Below are 19,520 nucleotides of genomic sequence, written 5' to 3' on the forward strand. Positions count from 1 at the left end.
ATGAATAAATTTACTATTAGTTAATATTTATTAATTATTTACGATGGCGTGATTTATGAAATTTAAGGGAAATAGGCTGGTTTAATGAAAGGTAGGGGTTATGGTGTTTGTTTGGTAGGTAATCGTCATTGCGAGCAGACATTGCCCGCGTGGATCAGTTTTCCGTTGTCATCCCGTGGTCAAGCCACGATGACACCGAGTGCGTTTTTCGATCCGCACAACAATGTCGTAATTTCCTCGCAATGACGTCAAAATAACATCCTATTCATCATATATATTAGAAAGCTCATCTTGTAATTCTCGAGAAAATACATCCTCATCATCGTTAGAATCATTCGATTTCTTAAGAGAGTTTTTGAAATTATTTAGGTCTTTATTTTCAAATATTTCAATAGATTTTAAAGTCTCGTTTGGAATTATAACTATAATATTTTTACTTAATTCATATAAATAATCAGTGGTAATGGAAACTTTCAGTACTCCTCCATATTTGCTCTGTTTGCTACTTACTACAAAATCTTTTAAAGATTTACTTTTAAAATAGTTTTCAGAAGTAAAGATCATTGTTATAAAAAATAGTACTAACGAGATAGTAATACCTACGGCAAATCCTGCCAATAGCCCTAAAAATCTGTCAATAAAACCGTTTCTCATAAATGAAATTATAGCAAGAAATTTATAAACTATAAAAACACATAAAATTAAAGCAATAACATAAGATATAACACCGGCAATAATTATTCTTATAATCTCATTATCCATATATTTCCCGATTAGGTCAGAAATATATGGATATAAAAAATATCCTAACATTATAGAAGTAATAAAACCGAGTATTCTAGTTGCAAACCCGATTATGCCTTGATATAAGCCGAAAAATGAGAAAAGAGTAATAATAGCAAAAATAGTAATATCAAAAAATGTGATCATTATTGTTAACTTCTATTGAATAATTGGATTTAAATCTTATATATTTAAATCTTATATAATTAAAGTTTTATTTATGGGCGATAAAATTTTTCATAACTTATCCGGTAAAACACTAGTTGCTACACCGCATGTAATTACAAAAGGCATTTACCATAAATCCTTAATTTATATGTTATCACACACGGAAGAAGGAGCAATAGGATTAATATTTAACCGCTTAGTAAATCATATAGATTTAAAATCGTTTTTTAAAATAAAAAATGACGAAATAACAACCCCGGTTACGGTTCCTATATATCTTGGCGGACCCGTAGAACATGAAAAAGGGTTTTTTCTTCATTCTAGCGATTATAATAAAAATTTGTTATTGGATTTCCATAATGATTTAGCAGTAAGCTCTAATTTAGAAATTTCAGAAGATATAGCTTTCGGTAGAGGACCTAAAAATAGCTTATTCATTGTCGGTTATACAGCATGGAAACCAGGGCAGCTTGAAGAAGAATTAGAGACAAATCTATGGCTGGTTATGGATTGTAATAAAGAATTTATTTTTGCCGATAATCCTGAAAGTAAATGGCATAATGCATTAAAACACTTAGGCATTGATGAAATACATTTCTCATCACAAATAGGAAATGCTTAGAGATTATCTGTTAACCATTTTTCGGTAAGCCTAAGCAATAATGCTTTAAAAATTTTCCCTGACTGCTAATTAAATACACAAAATTAGAATGTTGTAATTCATATTTGTTTGTTTTTACATCAAATATTTTGGATGTATAGAAGACCTTAAATTGATCTGCTAAAATATCTTGGACTCTCCCTGTTAAACCTATAAAATTATCATCTATTTTTTCTAAATATTTTTTTAATACTTCACTTGTATCATGCTCAGAATCTAGAGTAATAAAAACTACTTGTACTAAAATATTCTCTTTCTTCAAAATCTTAATAATATCTTCTACTCTTTTTAGTGTTTGATTGTCATATAAAGGAATAGGTAGTACCAAAATAAATCAAACTTAAATGACCTTGCAAATGGGTACTATCAAATTTCTTTCCTTCTTGATCTATAAGAGTAAACTTAATTTTAGGCGAATCGTCCATATTACTAGTTTTCGCACCAATCTTAAGCTTAGACGGAGTTAATGAAGAATACAATAAACATAAAAATATTATGCCCGTAATCATAGCTAGGGCTATAAAAATTTTTATAATATACATTTGGTTTTTATTATTTCTCATAACCTAAGTAATTATTAATATTTATTTATAATAAACCTTATTCTTATCATATATGCAATAAAAATCATCTTTCAGTATATTAAATATCGTAATATCTAAATTGTGATATTTTTAGTAAAAATTAATTAATTTATTAACTAAATTGAAATTTTTTGAGCTAAGATTATTAAATAAAAAAACAACTAAGAAACAGATTAATTATGTACAATTATACCGTTTATATAAAACGTTTAAATGATAAATTTAAAAAACAAGAACATACGGAAATAGTAGATAGTACTATTTCTGAAGACCATTTATTTCAAATACTAAATGACAACAACAATGCAACTCAACCGATACAAACACTCCTAAATCAAAATTCGTTTGAAATAACAAATAATATTGAACACAATAAAGCAGAAGATATGAGGGATATAATGATGTTGAAAAAAGAAGAAATAAAGGAAGCAGAAATGGAACATTTTATATCCGATATGTTAAAGGATAAAAATTTTATCGACTTAATTAATAAAGATAGTGAGAAATATGAATCTATTATTGATAGGAGTAATAAAGCTATAATTATATTAGGGCAAGAGAAAGAAGATTTAAAGCTCATAGCTAATTTTCTCAAAGACGGTGAATTAATATTAGAAAGTAATGAGTATGGAGATTGGGACTTCTCAAAAAAAGTCTAACAGCAAGTTCAAATATTTTAGATAGTTTTTATATAAAAAACGAAAAATATTTAACATATAACAGTTCTTATTTGGATGCTGCTAATTCATCCTCTGAATCTACTATTGACAAATTTTTCCTACAAAAAATTCTAAGTACGACTCCTACTAAATTTATATTAGCAATAAAAAATATTGAAACCAAAAACTCTAACTCTTCCCTTGTCAAAGCCAATCTAGAAAAACTTGTCGGTATATTTGAACAATTTACTAAATTATTGAGATATATTGATATAAATGAAGGTAATTTATCTATAGTAGTGACCGATAGCCCAAGCAAGCAATAATCATACTCGTATATCTAAAATTATTGATGACACTATAAAACTCGGTAATTTTAGCAATGAACAAAAGAGTATCATTAATAAAATAAAAGATTCTATTTATTACCTCAAGCTAGCGAACAAGCAAAAGACTATACAAAACTATACAAAGCTATTAAATATTAGAGATGATAATTATATCATTCTAGATGAATATAATAAAATAACAATCGACGACGAAAATTTAACATATATTTTGGGACTGTTGCGAGATGAGAGGATAGCAGGTATAATTAAAAAAAACAAAAAATATGTTCATATGTCTGAGTATCAAATGATAATGGTAAGTTTAGATGAGTTAATAAGTGTGGATCATCAATATCGTAAATTCAAAAGTTTATTCAATTTTAAAGCAGTTGAAGCTGAGTTATTAGCAGTAGAATGCGAAGCTAACTATAAAGGCTATGGTATAGTGAGGCTGTTTAAATGTTTGCTGCTGCAATTTATGGAAGACTTATCGGATCGGGAATTGGAACGTTATTTAGCTGATAGCACAGCGGCAAAATGGTTTTGTGATTTTGCTCTTACAGAGAAGACGCCTGATTATAGTGTATTTAGTAAAATACGTAAAAAAATAGGCACTAATTTACTATCAAAAATATTTGTAAAATTCCGAGATCAACTACGAGCACAAGGCTATATGGGTGAAGTATTTACCTTTGTAGATGCTTCTCATTTAATCTCAAAAGCTAATCTTTGGGAGGAACGTGATAAACTAAGAACACAAAAATATGATAAATTGAATAATGAGACTCTGCCTAAGGTTGTAAAGGATAAACAAGCTAAAATTGGCTGTAAGGGAGCAAATAAATTTTGGTATGGTTATAAAAAACATGTGAGTGTCGATATTCAATCAGGAATGATCAATAAGGTTGCAGTTACCCCTGCAAATGTTACTGATAGCAAAGGTTTTAAGCATGTTATGCCAAGCTCCGGTGCTACATATGTTGATAAAGGTTATTGTACAATCTCTGCCAAGAATGCAGCAGCTAAAAAGGGGTTCCATCTTTGCTCAATAAAGAAAAATAATATGAAAGATAAGAATTTTGACCTTGATAAATATTATACGAAAATCAGAGCACCTTTTGAGAGGGTATTTTCAAAAGATAATAAACGGGTTAGATATATAGGAATTGCCAAAAATCAATTCTCTGAATTTATGAATGCCATATGTTTTAATTTAAAACGATTAGTGGTTTTAACAACTTTAATAGCTTAGAGAAATTTGTTAATAAAAATCCTAACTCTGTAAACAAATCTCTATTAAATTACTATACTATTGAATAAATTTTATCTCAATATTAAACAGAATTTCTTTTTAAAAATATTTGGACAGAGCTAAATATTTATTTATCTGTTTTCCTCTCATTTTACTATTAAAAATTATCTCGCAACAGTCCCATTTTAAATTCTATAAATGTAATTAATAAAGAAGTACCAATTAGTATCAATGAGCTTAAAACATATATAGAAAATAATTTAAGTTTTGAAGATGTTTTGCCTAAAACAGACAAATTGAAACAATTAATAGATATAGTAAATTATTATAAACAGTTAGAAGACAATGCCAAAACTATAGGAATTTTCTTAGAAACCGTTAAAAAATTAAATCAGCTTTTAGAAACACTGAAATCAGAAAATAAATTAGAGAATCTTCTAAATTACCTTAAATATTTATCTAACATCAAATTTTCTGAAAAAGAAAATTTGGTTACACTTAATTCTGCAAAATGGTTTAACGATTTATTTACCTCGGGGCATATAACATAAAAGAAACGTTATTAGAATCATTTAAGCATACAATATGCAAAGATAAAGATTCATTTTATACAAATTAAATGAGACTATTGAAAAATTTTATGAAGATATCAAAAATAACGATGTTTTAGACTTAAAAGTAATCTATAATATATATAACTTAAAAAACTTTTTACAGCATTAACAATTCTAGCACTGATGTTGAAAATTTAGATAATATTAAATTATTTTTAACAAAGAGCTTTAAGAATTTTAATAATATATTAGGTATAACTATAAATAATAGCATTAGTAATTTAGAAAAACTAATAGGCTCAGTCAGCAAGCAAGAAGCTAAATCTCTTTGGAAGTATATTACCGCCTCTAAATCTATTACAGAAATATCTCAAAATCTCGATAAAGTAATATATGATAAGCTTTTACATCAGCCTGTGTTACCTGATCAAGCGCTACCTATTTATAATTTATTAGAAAAATTACTAAAAGAAACTCATAAATCTATTAATGGTTGTTATAAAAACGAAAACTTATATAAACATCAATTAGCAAAAATTTATTGTCAACAAGCACAAATCTGTACACCTAATGGCTCAACAAAACTATCTAAAGACTCAATAGGATTGTATGAAAACGCTGCTAACCTTGGTTCTGAAGAGGCAAATATAAAACTTGGGAAGATTGAATTTAAGAGCGGAAATTATGTAAAAGCTTTAGAATATTTTAAAAATACTACTCATATATCTTATGCAAAAGAAGCTTTTAATAAATTATTACATCTCAAAGAATCAGAACTAAAAAAGAAAATACAGCAAAAGAATCCGCAAGATATAGCTAAATTAGCATCAGAAATAATTGAATTATATTCAAGCCAAGGTGATTTTTATAACCAATATAATCTAGATATATCAGAAAAAAGTCTGCAAGATTCACTAAAAGTATTTTGTCTTAATACGAAAGCTCTCATAGCAGAACAAGGAATACCTAAACCTTATGGAATATTATATGATTTGTCTAAAGAGTTAACATCAATAATTTCTTCACCGTGTAGTCAACTTAAATTTATACAAAAAACTGAAAAAATATAAAAATTTAGCAGAAAAATTTAAAGAAGAAAAACTAGAAATTAATTATACGAATATTACGACAAGCCGGTCACATGATTCATACTTTAAAGAACCTTTACTTAAGTTCGATGATTTAAACCTTAATTCTTCATTTAGACCATATTATGATAATAATGAAGATTCTAGCAATATGTTAGGTGCTTGTTATAATTCCTCAGAATATCCTCAATGAGAAAAATTTAATATCTCTTAATACAATTTTTATAGACAAGCAGAAATGTGGTGCTAGTATAAAAATAGCTATATTTAACGATGAATTAGATTATGACAAATAATCAATTTTCCGAAGATACCAAAAAAATTGCTGATCAAATAAAAGATGCATTAATGGGTATTAGTGACGATCTTGTACTTGAAAGTAAAGAGGTAGAGGAAATTTTTGAAGAATTAAGCCAAAATGAAGAATTTGAGTATGAGATGGAACGAATGCTTGCTATCTTAAATGAACAAACTATGGATTTAACTCAACTGCAAAGTCGGATTATCTTATTAATCCGTAAGTATTTAGGTAAAACTAAAAACTTAAAGCTTAAAATGCTTAAAATGGATGAGAAGCTCATTAACAAGAATGTTGCCGAAGTCAGTAATTATTTAATGCATCAGCATTCTAAAATAGTTAAAGATGCTAATAAAAACCTAAACCCAAAAGACAAATTACAAGGTTTAACCAAACAAGCTAGAATAGACTTAAAACGTTTATTAAAAAGCTTTGCCGTTTACCAAATTTATATGTTTATGAACCCAAAAAGAATAGCAGGCGAAACGAAGCTAATGAACTTCGCCTATAATATGATCAAAGGGGGCATGAAACTCGCTAAAAAATATGAAGGCGGCAAGGAACAAGAAATTAAATCATATTCACCTAGACTTATTAAAAAACTTGAAAAAGCTCATGTCGGCTTTAAAAAAAGTGGCGGTATATCAATTTAACTATTGTATCTTTTATAAAGAGCTTATACTAAACTAACTTTAATATTATGATAGGTATCAAGCTTTCAACTTAAATTATTCATGTAAACTTAATATTTCAGAACTAATAACTTGGGTACATCTTGGCTGCAGTACTCAAGAAAAACACCACGCTCAACCTGTAAAAATTAACATAAAACTCTTTCTCTTAACTTCTCCCCTTGCTACTGTAACGGATAATATAAACTATACTGTTTGTTATGCAGAAATCGTACGGCTAGTACAAAAACTTTCTCAAGAAAATCACTTTAATCTTATCGAGTATTTAGCCGCACAAATATATGATATTATTTATCAAAATTTTATCGAATCTAAATTAGAAAAGATTTTTCTAAACGTAACCGTTACTAAATTAAAATCACCTTTGAAACACAAGCTATTCTACCACCTAATGCAGATAAAGCTTGGGATAAATCATATTTAAATATGGTGGTGCAGGGCAAAAGTACTTTAACGCCTAGTAAACTTCTAATTAAGCTTAAAAAGATTGAAAAACAACTAGGTCGAGCAAGCTCTTACGATAAATGGTCTCCAAGAGTTATTGACTTAGATATCCTACTTTGGAATAATTGCCATATAGATTTACCTGATTTAAAGATACCGCATCCTGAATTATTAAACAGACCGTTTCTTATTCATCTAATTGCAGGTTTAAGCTTGGAATGTCGTTATTCATGTCCGATCAATAATTTTTACAACAATAAAACCTTTGCAGAAATAGCACATTTAATTGAAAATCAAGGAGTTATACGCTCTCTTGTTTTAAATCCTCAATTTGTCGGTATTTTAAACATTACTCCTGATTCTTTTTCTGATGGAGGATTGAGTTTTCATAAAGGAGATGCCGTTAGAAATTTTGTACGCTTGATAAATGAAGGGCTACAATAATTGAGCTTGGATCACAATCAACACGTCCTTCTGCTTTAATTATTAATGAAGATGAAGAATATGCAAGGCTTAATAATGTTCTTGAAGAGCTTAAGGAAGTTATAGTCAGTATTGATAGTTTTACTCCTGAAGTAATTAAACGTGTTTTTAAAAAATACCCTATTTCCTGTATCAACTTGGTTAAAAATAATCTAGATGATTATACATTACGATTAATTGCCGATTATAATTGTAAAATTATTACTATGCATTCATTAACCGTTCCACCGCAAAAACAAAAATGTCTTGATTTCGATAAATCTCCGCTTGCTAGCTTAAATATATAGACAGAACAAGAAATGACAAAATTAGAAAAATGTGGATTTGATAGAAAAATATCATTCTTGATCCTGGAATTGGTTTTGGAAAATCCGTTTATCAAAATTTATATATATATTACAACATATTAAAGAATTTAAAAATCTAGTATGTGAGATATTGCTAGGACACTCACGAAAATCTTATATTTCTGCTTTTTATAATTCCAAAGCATCGGAAAGAGACTTAGAAATAATAGCAATATCAAAATATTTAATGGAAAACGTAGTTGATTATTTACGAGTGCATAATGTTATAGAGCATCAAAGATTTTTTGTAGCAGACCATATGATTCACTATATCTTATGAAAAATAGAAAAATCATCGGTATAATGGCATGTGATCCACAAGGGGTGATAGGTAATAAAGGTCAGATGCCTTGGTCTTATACTAAGGAGTTTGAATATTTTTATCAGACGGTGAAAAATAATATTATAGTCATGGGACGAAAAACCTTTGACTCTATACCTACAAAGATTTTAAAAAATTGTATTTGTATTGTTTTTTCAAGAAATACACCATTACAATCTTATAATAATATATTTTTTATTAAATCCTTAGATGATTTTTGGCAGGTAATAAAACCTTTTACTGATAAGAAAATTTTTATGGTTGGAGGGGCAGAAATAGCAACTCTTTTCCTAGAGCAAAATCTTATTTATGAATTTTTACTTACAAAAATAAATAAAAATTATGATGGAGATACTTTTTTGCCTCTTAATCTTTTAGCGGAATGGCATTGTGTAATAATAGATAAGACAAACAATTATCAGATTTATAAATTTACTAAGAGGAGGTAAGATGAAATTTTTAGAACAGCTTAATATAAAAATCTTGAGCAATATAACCTCTTAAATCATCCATTTTATCAATTATGGCATATGGGAAAACTTACTCATTCTACTTTACAAATTTACACAAAAGAATATTATCATCACGTTACAGCTTTCCCACGTTACATTCCAAATGTAGTGATATACAAGCTAGGCAAATATTACTTGGTAATCTTATAGAAGAAGAACAAGGTGAAGAAAATCACCCAGAACTATGGAAACGTTTTGCTGAAGGACTTTGTTTAAGAAACCAACGCACTTCAGAACCTAAATTAGACTCAACTCAAAAACTTGTTCAAGGTTATTAAATTAACAGAGAAATCTTTTTCTATAGGTCTTGGGGTACTTTATGTTTATGAGCGTCAGACTCCTAAAGTATCTGACTCTAAAATTCAAGGATTACAAAAATTTTATGGAAATTCAGATTACAGAACTTTACAATTTTTCATTGTTCATAGTAAAGTTGATCAATGGCATACACAAGAATGTGCAAATTTGATTAATAATTTAAGCTCAAAAGAACAAAAATTAGCATATCAAGGAGCAAAACTACTATGGCAATTTCTAGACGGTATAAATGCAACGTATCAATAATTTAACTATTATTCTTTCATAAAATGAAAAATATCTTCCTACATTCCTTAAGTCTTGAGAATTATCGTAATTTTAAAAATCTTGAACTAAAAACAGATAATACACCAATAATTTTAATAGGTGAAAACGGTAGCGGTAAAACTAATATTTTAGAAGCTATATCGCTATTTTATCCAGGAAGAGGACTGAGATCAGCAAAACTTGCCGATGTATTCAAAACTTCAGAAGATCATTTTCTAGTTAAAGCTCTATTGCAAAGTAAGCTAGGACTTGCAGAATTTACCACCCAATTTAAACGTAGTTCTAATAGAAGGATAACTGAGTATAACGAAAGTAAAATAGCCAATAATGAGTTAAGTAAATTCACTAGCATGGTATGGCTGACTCCGCACATGGAAGGAATCTTTACAAGCGGTAGCAGTGATAGAAGAAAATTTCTTGATAGAATAGTTTATAATTTTGATCCAAAGCATGCAGAGCTAGTTAGTAAATACGAATATTACATGCATGAGAGAAATAAAATTCTAGTAGAAGATATAAGAGATGATAATTGGCTTAAAATTATTGAAGAAAAGATGGCTGATATTTCTAACCATATTGCTAATAATCGCTTAAAAACCTTAGAATTTATGCAGCAAGCAATAGATGACCTTGAAAATGAATTTCCAAAAGCCGATTTATCGATTGACGGCATTGTTGAACAAAAAATATTAAACGGTAAAGAAAATATTGTTAGTTTTATTACTGCAGAACTTTATCAAACAAGAAGCAAAGATAAACTACTTGGTCGCACTAGTTTTGGAGTTCATAAAAGTGACTTTTTAGTAAAGCATCAAAAGAAAAATATCTTAGCCAAATTCTGTTCTACCGGTGAACAAAAAGCTATATTAATTGCAATAATCCTTGCTGAAATGAATTATGCTATAAAGCTAACTAAAATAGCACCGATTTTACTTTTAGATGAGGTCTTTGTGCATTTAGACGACAAAAGACGTCAATATTTAATCGAATTTTTTACCGGCTTAAACATGCAACTATGGGTTACCACTACCAATCTAGAGGGAATAGAAAATTTTGCAACTAAAGCACAATTGATTAAGTTATAGTTTGTTTAATAATGTCATTCCTAGCTAAAAGCGGTGTTATTTCATGGCTCTTATGTCATTCCTGCGAAAGCAGGAATCCCGCATAAAGCGAGATAAATCGAGCTTTTAATTTCAAAAATTTGCTGTATTTAATACTTTTTTGCTGGATTCCTGCTTTCGCAGGAATGACATTGAACACTTTTCTCGCACCATGTAACAACGCCCGCTAAAAGCGGGAATGACATCAAGAGTATTTTCTGATCCATACAATAAAGCACTATCCCAATCAGATTCACAAGAAAAATTTACAACATCCTTCTTGATTTTTATCGCACCTCTTAAAAAACCAAAATAACTATTATTATTTTTCATAAAATAAAATTACTCTTCACTTACATATTATATGAGCATTAGTTAAATTTAAAGTTTTTTGTATATAAATATATTGCTTAATCTTTTGAAACTGCTTAAAATTAATTTTTAATTTATGTAAATACTATGACAAAACAAGCTAATAAAATATCCTATGATGAAGTACCTTATTCTCCATTTACTTTCAGTTATACCTCCCCACCTTATTTAAGAACTATCGGCAAGCTATTCGGGCTAAACCCTCCACCTCTTGAAACTGCTAAAATACTTGAACTCGGTTGTGGAATAGGTGTTAATCTGCTTAACTTTGCTGAAACATATCCTAAATCACAATCTCTAGGTGTTGACTTATCCAAAACACAAATAGGATTAGGTAAAAAAATTATCAGTGATTTGAAAATAAAAAATGCCGAACTAAAGGCATTATCTATATTGGACCTTGATGAGTCATACGGTAAGTTTGATTACATAGTTTGTCACGGCGTATATTCATGGGTACCTGAAGAAGTACAAGATAAAATACTCGAAGTCTGTAATAAACTGCTAAATCCGAACGGCATAGCTTTTGTAAGCTATAATACGCTCCCGGGCTGGAATATGCAAAGAACAATACGTGAAATGATTATGTTCCATTCAGAGCTATTTAATACTAGCCATGATAAATTACAACAAGCTAAATTACTTTTAAAGTTCATCAATGACTCATTAGAAAGCTCCACAACACCTTATTCTAATTTCTTACGAGATGAAACAAAATTATTATCTGCATATACGGACTCATATGTATTACATGAATATTTAGGCGAAATTAATACAGGTATATATTTTCACCAATTCATAGAAAAAGCTCAAAAAAATCATCTAAATTACTTAGGTGATACGTCGCTTACTGCAATGTTTATCGGTAATTTACCTACTCAGGCAGCAGAAAAGCTACAAGCCGTTAATGATATTGTTCGTACTGAGCAATATATGGATTTTATCACTAATAGAAAGTTCCGCTCGACATTATTATGTCATCAAAACATACCTATAAACAGAAAAATTGAATTTAATAATTTAAAAGAGTTTTTTACTAGCCTTAATATTAGACCGGTAATTCTAGAAAAAGCTGTTGATTTAACTAACGAACAGGAAAATGTTAGCTTCTATTACGAAAATTTACCTGAGCCTTTTATTTCAACCACTTCGCCGATCATGAAAGCTATTTTATATGTATATGCCGAAAATATTAGCAATCCGATAAGCTTAGAACAAGTAGCAAAAGAAGCTTTTAAAAAGCTTGGTAAATATCAATTACAAGATTTCTTAGCAGCATTAGAACAGCATTTTATCATATTCATTTTTCAAGGTTATCTCAAAATATTTGAGACCAAACCTCATGCTATAGCAACTATCACCGAAAAACCTAAAACTAGCGAATTTGCAAGATATCAAGCAAAACAAGCATATTTTAATAATGTAACTAGCGTGTTTAGCGTCACTAATAGACTTAACGATATGGTAGGTATACCGATACATGAAAAATATATTTTAGAAATGTTAGACGGTACGCATAATATTGATGATATTAAGAAAGGCGTTCTTGAAAAAATTAATTCAAAACTTTTAACTGCTCGTGACGATAAAGGACAGGAAGTAACAGATCCAAAATTATTAAAAGAATTTGTTGACTATGTAGTTAATACATCCCTTGAGAAATTCCGGATGAATTATCTGTTAGTAGAGTAATTAAAATGTTCGTGGTCAAGTCTGCTTTGTTGCATGGATCAGCTTTTTCGTTATTGCGAATAGTCGTAGACTACAGCCAATCCATAAAAATATAATCCGAATCAATGAAGAGTAGCTATACGAAGCTCAACTTGGAAAAGAGCAAGGAGCCTATAAGCCGAGGAGCAGAGCGTATACTTAATACATGAGCATCCGAGGACTTACAAAGACGACACAGCCAATTTTTCAAGTTGAACGAGTATAACTATGCTACTAATTTTTCACGCAATACTTCAACTAACTTATTAATTGCTTCGGTTGGGTGGATATTTTCAAGGATAGCAAGCTCGCCTGCAAGTCTATTTAAAGCTGATTCGTAGAGTGTTCTTTCACTGTAAGAACGATCATTATCAACATTTTTATGTAAGTCCCGTAATACTTCGGCTATGGCTACAATATTACCTGAGTTAATTTTACCTTCATATTCTTGGGCTCTTCTACTCCACATTCTATTTCCTTGTTTTGGTTTACCTTGAAGAGTTGAATATATGACATCTAAATCTTTTCTGCTTGCAACCGCTCTAAGACCAACAACCGCAGCTCTACTAACAGGCACTTTTAATGTCATTTTATCCTGCGAAAAGGACATTACATATACTTTAATTTCAGTACCTGCAATAGTATGATATTCTATATTTGTTATCTCACCAACTCCATGTGCAGGATAGACAATTCTCTGCCCTATTTTAAACTCGGATTTTTGTTCAGATTGTGTTGTATTTGCCATTATTAATTCCTCCGTAGTGGTTTTAATGCCTAAGAACTTAATGTTAGACTATTATTTTCTATAGCATAGCATATTTTGCTTTTATTATAAAGTAGAGATTTTTATTGAAATAAAATTGATACGATCTTATTGTAGATAATATTAATAAGTTAAAGGAATAAATATGCGAAGTATTTTTATTGTACTAATATTTTTATTATTTTTGAGTAGCTGTTCAGAAGAAAAAGCACAAGATAAGAACCATGAGGAAAAACAAATAATAGAGCACGAAACTCTACAAAATAACGCGACTTCTAAAGAAACGAATCAGAAAGCCGTAAATTCTGAAAATACGGCTGAATCAATAGTTCCTGCTAATGATAATAATCAGACTGATGAAGTATCAACGCCGGCTTCACAAGAACAAAAAAATCCTGCAATAAAACCTGTTAAAGTCACTTTTAAAGTTGATGATAATGATATGGTTCTCGGTAACAAAAAATCAAATGTTATAGTAGTCGAGTATTTTTCTCCTACCTGTCCGCATTGTGCTTATTATCATCAAACAATTTTTCCGGAACTTAAGAAAAAATATATTGATACTAACAAAATTGCATATGTGGTTCGTGAATTTATTGCTACTAAACAAGATTTAGATGCTGCAATTTTAGCCCGCTGCAAGGGGGATACAAATAGTTTTACACAACTTCATAATATCATATTAATACAACAAGATAAGTGGGCATATAGCAATAAATACAGAGAATTATTAACTGATATAGGACAACTTGGCGGTATTTCTCCGGAAGAATATAAACAATGTTTAAATAATGATAAAATTACTGCAATACTAATTGCTAATACCAATTTTGTAGCAAAAGCACCCCAATTTATAGGTACTCCTTCTTTCTTCGTTAACGGAGTACAAACAGGAAGTTATAGCATAGATACTATTTCCACAGCAGTTGATAAAGCTTTAGAGGAGCAGAAAGAAAAAGCAAAAAATGAAATAAGCTTGTAATTTAGATCGTCATTGCGAGCAGTCGTAGACTGTACGGCAATCTCGTTAAATATCCTGAGATTGCTTCGTCGACGCCTATGGCGTCTTCTCGCAAGACGGAGATAAACTAATGAATACGGAAAAACTAAAAGATATCAAAGCAAGAATTAAAGACTTAAAAACTCCTAAGTTCTCTAATCCTAAAATTCGGCAAGAAATTAGCCCGTTCACTATCGCTGTAGATTTAGTTTCAGGTACAATGGTAGGTGTCGTAATTGGAATATTTACGGATAAATTTTTTAATTCTAAACCTTTATTTCTTATTATATTTACAATAATAGGAATGATTGCTGGCTTTAACATTATAAGGCAAAAAGTAAATAATAAAAAGTAAGGAAATGACTCATAGCCCTTTAGCACAATTTGATATCAAAAAATTAATAGACATCAAAATGTTCGGTTTTGACGTCAGCTTTACTAATTCGAGTATCTATATGTTACTTGCTAGCATCTTAGCTCTAACTTATTTTTACTTAGCTTTTTATAACCGGAAATTAGTACCTTCTAGATTACAAGTGAGTGCTGAAATAGTTTATAATCTTGTAGCTGATATGTTAAATCAGAATATAGGAGTAAAAGGACGTAAATTTATTCCGTTAGTTTTTAGTTTATTTATTTTCATTTTATTCTGTAATTTACTTGGTATGACACCTTATAGCTTTACTGCTACTAGTCATATTATCGTTACTTTTACCTTGGCAATTCTAGTATTTTTAATGGTAACTATAGTCGGTTTTGTAAAACACGGCTTACGTTTTTTAACCCTTTTTTTACCGCACGGTACTCCTTTATGGTTAGCACCGTTGATGATAGTAATTGAACTATTTACATATTTAGCAAGACCGGTTAGTTTATCATTGCGACTTGCCGCTAATATGATGGCGGGACATGTTTTATTAAAAGTAATATCCGGTTTTACCGTTTCATTAATGATTTACTTGAAATTTCTGCCAATCCCTCTTATGGTGATACTAATTGGATTTGAAATTTTTGTTGCAATACTTCAAGCTTATATTTTTACTATTTTATCTTGTATGTATCTTAATGATGCTATTAATTTACACTAGGCTTTTTGCACAACTTGCTTCTAAAGATAATTTGTACGTCAATCCGATGCTCGAATCCTCACGTACTTTTTTGTACGCTGCGGTTCTGTGCTTCGTGTTTCCTGCAAATTCCTCTTTATTAGCTTCGTTGTGCAAAAAGCCTATTATACAGATAATTAGATAAAATTTTTTGATTAATTAAAAGTGAGGTTTTTTATGGACATGGTTTCTTTAAAATTTATTGGTACAGGACTTATGGCTATCGGCATGTACGGTGCAGCTTTAGGCGTTAGTAATATATTTAGCTCTCTACTTAGTTCAATAGCACGAAACCCTTCGGCTACAGAAAACTTACAAAGAATGGCTCTGATCGGCGCAGGTCTTGCTGAAGCAATGGGACTTTTTTCCTTTGTAATTGCTATGTTACTTATTTTTTCTTAAAATTCATTTTTAAATAAGATGCCTCAATTTGATATTGCTACCTATTATTCACAAATTTTTTGGCTTATCGTTACTTTCGGCTTATTGTATATCTTTGTTTATAAATTTATAACTCCAAAAGCTGAAGAAATTTTTAATAATAGAAAGACAAATATTCAAGATAATATTACGCAAGCCGATACATTGACCATAGAAGTAGAAAAGCTAAATAAATATTATAACGAGGAAATAGACAAAACAAATACTGAAATAGATAGGCTAAAAAAAGAAAAAATAGACTCTTTAGAATCAGAATTTTTAATTAAAAAAAAGAATCTAGAGCAAGATTTAAAAAACGCTATAAATCAAAACATTGAAGATATAAATTTAGCTGCTAAGCAATTTAGAACTAATAAAAGCGCAGCAATCATAAAGCTTGCCGTTAATATTATTGAAAAAATAGCTGGCACTAAAGCAGATATGAATTTACTACAAAATATAAAAGTAAAATAATGAATTTCCTAGATGAGAGCTTCTGGCTTGCCGTTAGTTTTGTAATTTTTGTATATTTAGTTTATAGACCGGCAAAAAAAGCCATTTTAAATTCTTTAGATGCTAAGATTTTAGAAGTCCAAGAAAAAGTTCTAAAAGCTGAAAAGTTAAAAGAAGATGCTGCTTTGCTCTTTAAACACACCAACGCACAAATAAAGAAATTAGAAACTTTACGCTCTCAAATGATAGAAGAAAGTAATGAAGTTACCAAGAAAATCATTCAAGAAAAAACTAAAGAAATTGAAGAATTTTTAGAGCATAAAAAATCTGATGCTATACAGTTAATGCAAAACCAAAAATCAACCGCAAGTAAAGAGCTCCAAGATGAATTTTGTGATGAAGTGATAAAACTTGTATCCGAATATTTTCAATCAGTTAAGCTTTCAGAAAGCAACATTGCTAAAAATTTAATGGATAAATCTGATTTTCCTCAGGATGAGGGTAAAGCTACATAGCCACACTAATCACTAGCTAGCAATTTATTTAAAATTGCTTTATCATTAACACATACCCGTAATATTGAGCCATCAATAAAATATTCAGGATGTTCGTTCGTTATCTTATTTGTTAATTCAGGATAGGCTCTAACAAATTCTTTTACACAAGTGAAGTTTTTACTAGAGCTGTTAATCGCTCCTAAGCAAATCGCTTCAAAACATAACATTTTAGCTATTTCTATATTTTTAAGGTCAGATAAAACTCCTAGTTGTTTTGCGATAAATATCTATCGCCTAAATAGCCTTTCGCCCCCAATTTCCTAAGATTGAGAACTTACTATTCCACTTATCTTTATCAGCATTAATATATATTTTATTTAAAACATTCTTTTGTATTTTTTGTTTAATTTCTAATGTAACTTCCTCAAAATCGCCTCTTTGTAATATAAACTCCCTAGTTTCATTATTTTTTATAAATATAATAACCCATTTTTTGATATAAATTTGCCTTTCTACATTTATCCATTTCAATATCATCATTTAATATTTTTACTACATGGGGATAAAATATTTTAGAATTTTCCCAGTCTTCACTTGGAACATCTGTTAATATTGGAAATAAATCATCTAAGATTTCTGCTAGTCTTGTATAAATCTCTTTTTCATCTATCGCATGTTCTTTATATTTATTATGTTCTTTATATTTATTTATATATTGCTTTGTTATAAATTTGCTTTGTTATAAATTGCATTAATCTATGTAATTGTAAGCCGGCTTGTCTATTTTGGTATGTTAGATTCATTATCGATAATGCTTTTAACCTTTTTATAGGTTCTTGTAGCTTTTCTTCATCTATTAAAAATAATTCTTTGAAAATCTCTATACTGATAAAATCAGGGTCTAAATCTGCAGAATATTGTAAAATATCTGCCAAGCTAAAGGTGATTTTTCTAATAATTGTAGTAATAAAACGGTTTCTATATGGTCATCTTTGCTATTTTTAAAGTAATTAATGTAATCATTTACTTTAAGTAATTTATTTGCTTTTAAATATGCTACTGCTTTAGATAGCCTATAAGGGGACTGTTGCGAGATAATTTTTAATAGTAAAATGAGAGGAAAACAGATAAATAAATATTTAGCTCTGTCCAAATATTTTTAAAAAGAAATTCTGTTTAATATTGAGATAAAATTTATTCAATAGTATAGTAATTTAATAGAGATTTGTTTACAGAGTTAGGATTTTTATTAACAAATTTCTCTAAGCTATTAAAGTTGTTAAAACCACTAATCGTTTTAAATTAAAACATATGGCATTCATAAATTCAGAGAATTGATTTTTGGCAATTCCTATATATCTAACCCGTTTATTATCTTTTGAAAATACCCTCTCAAAAGGTGCTCTGATTTTCGTATAATATTTATCAAGGTCAAAATTCTTATCTTTCATATTATTTTTCTTTATTGAGCAAAGATGGAACCCCTTTTTAGCTGCTGCATTCTTGGCAGAGATTGTACAATAACCTTTATCAACATATGTAGCACCGGAGCTTGGCATAACATGCTTAAAACCTTTGCTATCAGTAACATTTGCAGGGGTAACTGCAACCTTATTGATCATTCCTGATTGAATATCGACACTCACATGTTTTTTATAACCATACCAAAATTTATTTGCTCCCTTACAGCCAATTTTAGCTTGTTTATCCTTTACAACCTTAGGCAGAGTCTCATTATTCAATTTATCATATTTTTGTGTTCTTAGTTTATCACGTTCCTCCCAAAGATTAGCTTTTGAGATTAAATGAGAAGCATCTACAAAGGTAAATACTTCACCCATATAGCCTTGTGCTCGTAGTTGATCTCGGAATTTTACAAATATTTTTGATAGTAAATTAGTGCCTATTTTTTTACGTATTTTACTAAATACACTATAATCAGGCGTCTTCTCTGTAAGAGCAAAATCACAAAACCATTTTGCCGCTGTGCTATCAGCTAAATAACGTTCCAATTCCCGATCCGATAAGTCTTCCATAAATTGCAGCAGCAAACATTTAAACAGCCTCACTATACCATAGCCTTTATAGTTAGCTTCGCATTCTACTGCTAATAACTCAGCTTCAACTGCTTTAAAATTGAATAAACTTTTGAATTTACGATATTGATGATCCACACTTATTAACTCATCTAAACTTACCATTATCATTTGATACTCAGACATATGAACATATTTTTTGTTTTTTTTAATTATACCTGCTATCCTCTCATCTCGCAACAGTCCCTATATATTGCTTTTTATTAATTTATTTATTATAATGCCCAACGTTATGT

The 19,520-nt window shown here is 29.5% G+C and carries 29 protein-coding genes and 3 pseudogenes; 22 read left to right on the forward strand and 10 right to left on the reverse strand.

Going from position 1 to position 19,520, the window contains the following annotated elements; all coding sequences use genetic code 11:
* Positions 1-261 precede the first annotated feature (261 nt).
* On the reverse strand, positions 262-930 hold the full coding sequence (locus tag C4Q30_RS05360) for a CvpA family protein (protein ID WP_103897419.1): 669 nt from the start codon (positions 928-930) through the stop codon (positions 262-264).
* A 73-nt stretch (positions 931-1,003) separates the two neighbouring features.
* Here C4Q30_RS05360 and C4Q30_RS05365 point away from each other — a divergent pair, with 73 nt between their 5' ends.
* A complete protein-coding gene (locus C4Q30_RS05365) occupies positions 1,004-1,573 on the forward strand; it encodes a YqgE/AlgH family protein (protein ID WP_103897420.1) in 570 nt (189 codons plus the stop codon).
* 10 nt (positions 1,574-1,583) lie between these two features.
* Here C4Q30_RS05365 and C4Q30_RS05370 read toward each other — a convergent pair.
* Positions 1,584-2,175 (reverse strand): annotated as a pseudogene (locus C4Q30_RS05370) (SCO family protein).
* A 200-nt stretch (positions 2,176-2,375) separates the two neighbouring features.
* On the opposite strand from C4Q30_RS05370, the gene C4Q30_RS05375 reads away from it, so the two are divergent.
* From C4Q30_RS05375 to recF, 14 genes are all read left to right on the forward strand, one after another.
* Positions 2,376-2,855: a hypothetical protein gene (locus C4Q30_RS05375; protein ID WP_103897421.1), complete on the forward strand. Its 480-nt coding sequence runs from the start codon at positions 2,376-2,378 to the stop codon at positions 2,853-2,855.
* Entirely contained in the window at positions 2,831-3,181 is a 351-nt protein-coding gene (locus C4Q30_RS05380) for a hypothetical protein (RefSeq protein WP_245207500.1), read from the forward strand. Before C4Q30_RS05375 ends, C4Q30_RS05380 begins: the two co-directional genes overlap by 25 nt.
* A 232-nt stretch (positions 3,182-3,413) precedes the next feature.
* On the forward strand, positions 3,414-4,436 hold the full coding sequence (locus C4Q30_RS05385) for a transposase (protein ID WP_209445172.1): 1,023 nt from the start codon (positions 3,414-3,416) through the stop codon (positions 4,434-4,436).
* A gap of 278 nt (positions 4,437-4,714) precedes the next feature.
* Positions 4,715-4,987, forward strand: a complete 273-nt coding sequence (locus tag C4Q30_RS05390) for a hypothetical protein (protein ID WP_103897422.1) — start codon at positions 4,715-4,717, stop codon at positions 4,985-4,987.
* A gap of 419 nt (positions 4,988-5,406) precedes the next feature.
* Positions 5,407-6,060, forward strand: coding sequence for a hypothetical protein (locus C4Q30_RS05400; protein WP_245207501.1), 654 nt, complete (start codon positions 5,407-5,409; stop codon positions 6,058-6,060).
* Between the two features lie 303 nt (positions 6,061-6,363).
* Entirely contained in the window at positions 6,364-7,029 is a 666-nt protein-coding gene (locus tag C4Q30_RS05405) for a DUF5394 family protein (protein WP_103897423.1), read from the forward strand.
* 106 nt (positions 7,030-7,135) lie between these two features.
* Positions 7,136-7,492, forward strand: a complete 357-nt coding sequence (locus C4Q30_RS05410) for a dihydroneopterin aldolase (protein ID WP_245207571.1) — start codon at positions 7,136-7,138, stop codon at positions 7,490-7,492.
* Positions 7,493-7,497: 5 nt separating this feature from the next.
* Positions 7,498-7,956 (forward strand): 2-amino-4-hydroxy-6-hydroxymethyldihydropteridine diphosphokinase, encoded by a 459-nt coding sequence (gene folK / locus C4Q30_RS05415; RefSeq protein WP_245207502.1) that lies wholly within the window; start codon positions 7,498-7,500, stop codon positions 7,954-7,956.
* A gap of 41 nt (positions 7,957-7,997) precedes the next feature.
* A complete protein-coding gene (locus C4Q30_RS10260; protein ID WP_280641703.1) occupies positions 7,998-8,282 on the forward strand; it encodes a dihydropteroate synthase in 285 nt (94 codons plus the stop codon).
* Between the two features lie 151 nt (positions 8,283-8,433).
* Positions 8,434-8,622, forward strand: a complete 189-nt coding sequence (locus tag C4Q30_RS10265; protein WP_280641673.1) for a pterin-binding domain-containing protein — start codon at positions 8,434-8,436, stop codon at positions 8,620-8,622.
* A complete protein-coding gene (locus tag C4Q30_RS05430) occupies positions 8,619-9,113 on the forward strand; it encodes a dihydrofolate reductase (RefSeq protein ID WP_103897425.1) in 495 nt (164 codons plus the stop codon). The genes C4Q30_RS10265 and C4Q30_RS05430 overlap by 4 nt, the downstream gene beginning before the upstream one ends.
* Before the next feature lie 81 nt (positions 9,114-9,194).
* Positions 9,195-9,326: a hypothetical protein gene (locus tag C4Q30_RS05435; RefSeq protein ID WP_103897426.1), complete on the forward strand. Its 132-nt coding sequence runs from the start codon at positions 9,195-9,197 to the stop codon at positions 9,324-9,326.
* A gap of 111 nt (positions 9,327-9,437) precedes the next feature.
* Positions 9,438-9,740 (forward strand): iron-containing redox enzyme family protein, encoded by a 303-nt coding sequence (locus C4Q30_RS05440; protein WP_103897427.1) that lies wholly within the window; start codon positions 9,438-9,440, stop codon positions 9,738-9,740.
* A gap of 23 nt (positions 9,741-9,763) precedes the next feature.
* On the forward strand, positions 9,764-10,846 hold the full coding sequence (gene recF / locus C4Q30_RS05445) for a DNA replication/repair protein RecF (RefSeq protein ID WP_103897428.1): 1,083 nt from the start codon (positions 9,764-9,766) through the stop codon (positions 10,844-10,846).
* A 111-nt stretch (positions 10,847-10,957) separates the two neighbouring features.
* Here recF and C4Q30_RS05450 read toward each other — a convergent pair whose 3' ends face one another.
* Positions 10,958-11,197 (reverse strand): hypothetical protein, encoded by a 240-nt coding sequence (locus tag C4Q30_RS05450; protein ID WP_209445210.1) that lies wholly within the window; start codon positions 11,195-11,197, stop codon positions 10,958-10,960.
* 126 nt (positions 11,198-11,323) lie between these two features.
* Here C4Q30_RS05450 and C4Q30_RS05455 point away from each other — a divergent pair, with 126 nt between their 5' ends.
* Positions 11,324-12,928: a methyltransferase regulatory domain-containing protein gene (locus tag C4Q30_RS05455; protein WP_103897429.1), complete on the forward strand. Its 1,605-nt coding sequence runs from the start codon at positions 11,324-11,326 to the stop codon at positions 12,926-12,928.
* Between the two features lie 244 nt (positions 12,929-13,172).
* Here C4Q30_RS05455 and C4Q30_RS05465 read toward each other — a convergent pair whose 3' ends face one another.
* Positions 13,173-13,694: a CarD family transcriptional regulator gene (locus tag C4Q30_RS05465; protein ID WP_103897431.1), complete on the reverse strand. Its 522-nt coding sequence runs from the start codon at positions 13,692-13,694 to the stop codon at positions 13,173-13,175.
* 163 nt (positions 13,695-13,857) lie between these two features.
* Here C4Q30_RS05465 and C4Q30_RS05470 point away from each other — a divergent pair, with 163 nt between their 5' ends.
* The 3 genes from C4Q30_RS05470 (at position 13,858) to C4Q30_RS05480 (ending at position 15,800) form a co-directional block, all read left to right on the forward strand.
* Positions 13,858-14,694: a DsbA family protein gene (locus tag C4Q30_RS05470; protein ID WP_103897432.1), complete on the forward strand. Its 837-nt coding sequence runs from the start codon at positions 13,858-13,860 to the stop codon at positions 14,692-14,694.
* 109 nt (positions 14,695-14,803) lie between these two features.
* Positions 14,804-15,067: an AtpZ/AtpI family protein gene (locus C4Q30_RS05475; RefSeq protein ID WP_014365153.1), complete on the forward strand. Its 264-nt coding sequence runs from the start codon at positions 14,804-14,806 to the stop codon at positions 15,065-15,067.
* 4 nt (positions 15,068-15,071) lie between these two features.
* Positions 15,072-15,800, forward strand: coding sequence for a F0F1 ATP synthase subunit A (locus tag C4Q30_RS05480; RefSeq protein ID WP_103897433.1), 729 nt, complete (start codon positions 15,072-15,074; stop codon positions 15,798-15,800).
* Here C4Q30_RS05480 and C4Q30_RS05485 read toward each other — a convergent pair.
* Positions 15,795-15,974, reverse strand: a pseudogene (locus tag C4Q30_RS05485) (palindromic element RPE1 domain-containing protein); the annotation flags it as partial. The gene C4Q30_RS05480 and the pseudogene C4Q30_RS05485 overlap by 6 nt on opposite strands.
* Before the next feature lie 21 nt (positions 15,975-15,995).
* Here C4Q30_RS05485 and C4Q30_RS05490 point away from each other — a divergent pair.
* From C4Q30_RS05490 to C4Q30_RS05500, 3 genes are read left to right on the forward strand one after another with little or no spacing between them, the layout of a single operon-like run.
* Positions 15,996-16,220, forward strand: a complete 225-nt coding sequence (locus C4Q30_RS05490; protein ID WP_010976714.1) for a F0F1 ATP synthase subunit C — start codon at positions 15,996-15,998, stop codon at positions 16,218-16,220.
* Positions 16,221-16,238: 18 nt separating this feature from the next.
* Positions 16,239-16,712, forward strand: coding sequence for a F0F1 ATP synthase subunit B family protein (locus C4Q30_RS05495; protein ID WP_014120444.1), 474 nt, complete (start codon positions 16,239-16,241; stop codon positions 16,710-16,712).
* Positions 16,712-17,206, forward strand: coding sequence for a F0F1 ATP synthase subunit B (locus C4Q30_RS05500; protein WP_014013746.1), 495 nt, complete (start codon positions 16,712-16,714; stop codon positions 17,204-17,206). The genes C4Q30_RS05495 and C4Q30_RS05500 overlap by 1 nt, the downstream gene beginning before the upstream one ends.
* 5 nt (positions 17,207-17,211) lie before the next feature.
* Here C4Q30_RS05500 and C4Q30_RS05505 read toward each other — a convergent pair whose 3' ends face one another.
* The 5 genes and pseudogenes from C4Q30_RS05505 to C4Q30_RS05525 all read right to left on the reverse strand — a co-directional run bounded on the left by C4Q30_RS05505 (position 17,212) and on the right by C4Q30_RS05525 (position 19,464).
* Positions 17,212-17,415 (reverse strand): hypothetical protein, encoded by a 204-nt coding sequence (locus tag C4Q30_RS05505; RefSeq protein WP_103897435.1) that lies wholly within the window; start codon positions 17,413-17,415, stop codon positions 17,212-17,214.
* 67 nt (positions 17,416-17,482) lie between these two features.
* Positions 17,483-17,728 carry a hypothetical protein gene (locus tag C4Q30_RS05510; protein WP_103897436.1) on the reverse strand — a complete coding sequence of 82 codons (246 nt, stop codon included), beginning with the start codon at positions 17,726-17,728 and terminating at the stop codon, positions 17,483-17,485.
* A gap of 164 nt (positions 17,729-17,892) precedes the next feature.
* On the reverse strand, positions 17,893-18,123 hold the full coding sequence (locus C4Q30_RS05515) for a hypothetical protein (protein WP_103897437.1): 231 nt from the start codon (positions 18,121-18,123) through the stop codon (positions 17,893-17,895).
* A pseudogene (locus C4Q30_RS10510) lies at positions 18,090-18,272 on the reverse strand (NB-ARC domain-containing protein); the annotation flags it as partial. The pseudogene C4Q30_RS10510 and the gene C4Q30_RS05515, both read right to left, overlap by 34 nt.
* A 178-nt stretch (positions 18,273-18,450) precedes the next feature.
* Complete coding sequence (locus C4Q30_RS05525) at positions 18,451-19,464, reverse strand: transposase (RefSeq protein ID WP_209445201.1); 1,014 nt, start codon at positions 19,462-19,464, stop codon at positions 18,451-18,453.
* Positions 19,465-19,520: the final 56 nt, after the last annotated feature.

The organism is Rickettsia fournieri (genome assembly GCF_900243065.1).
Classification (GTDB): Bacteria; Pseudomonadota; Alphaproteobacteria; order Rickettsiales; family Rickettsiaceae; genus Rickettsia; species Rickettsia rickettsii.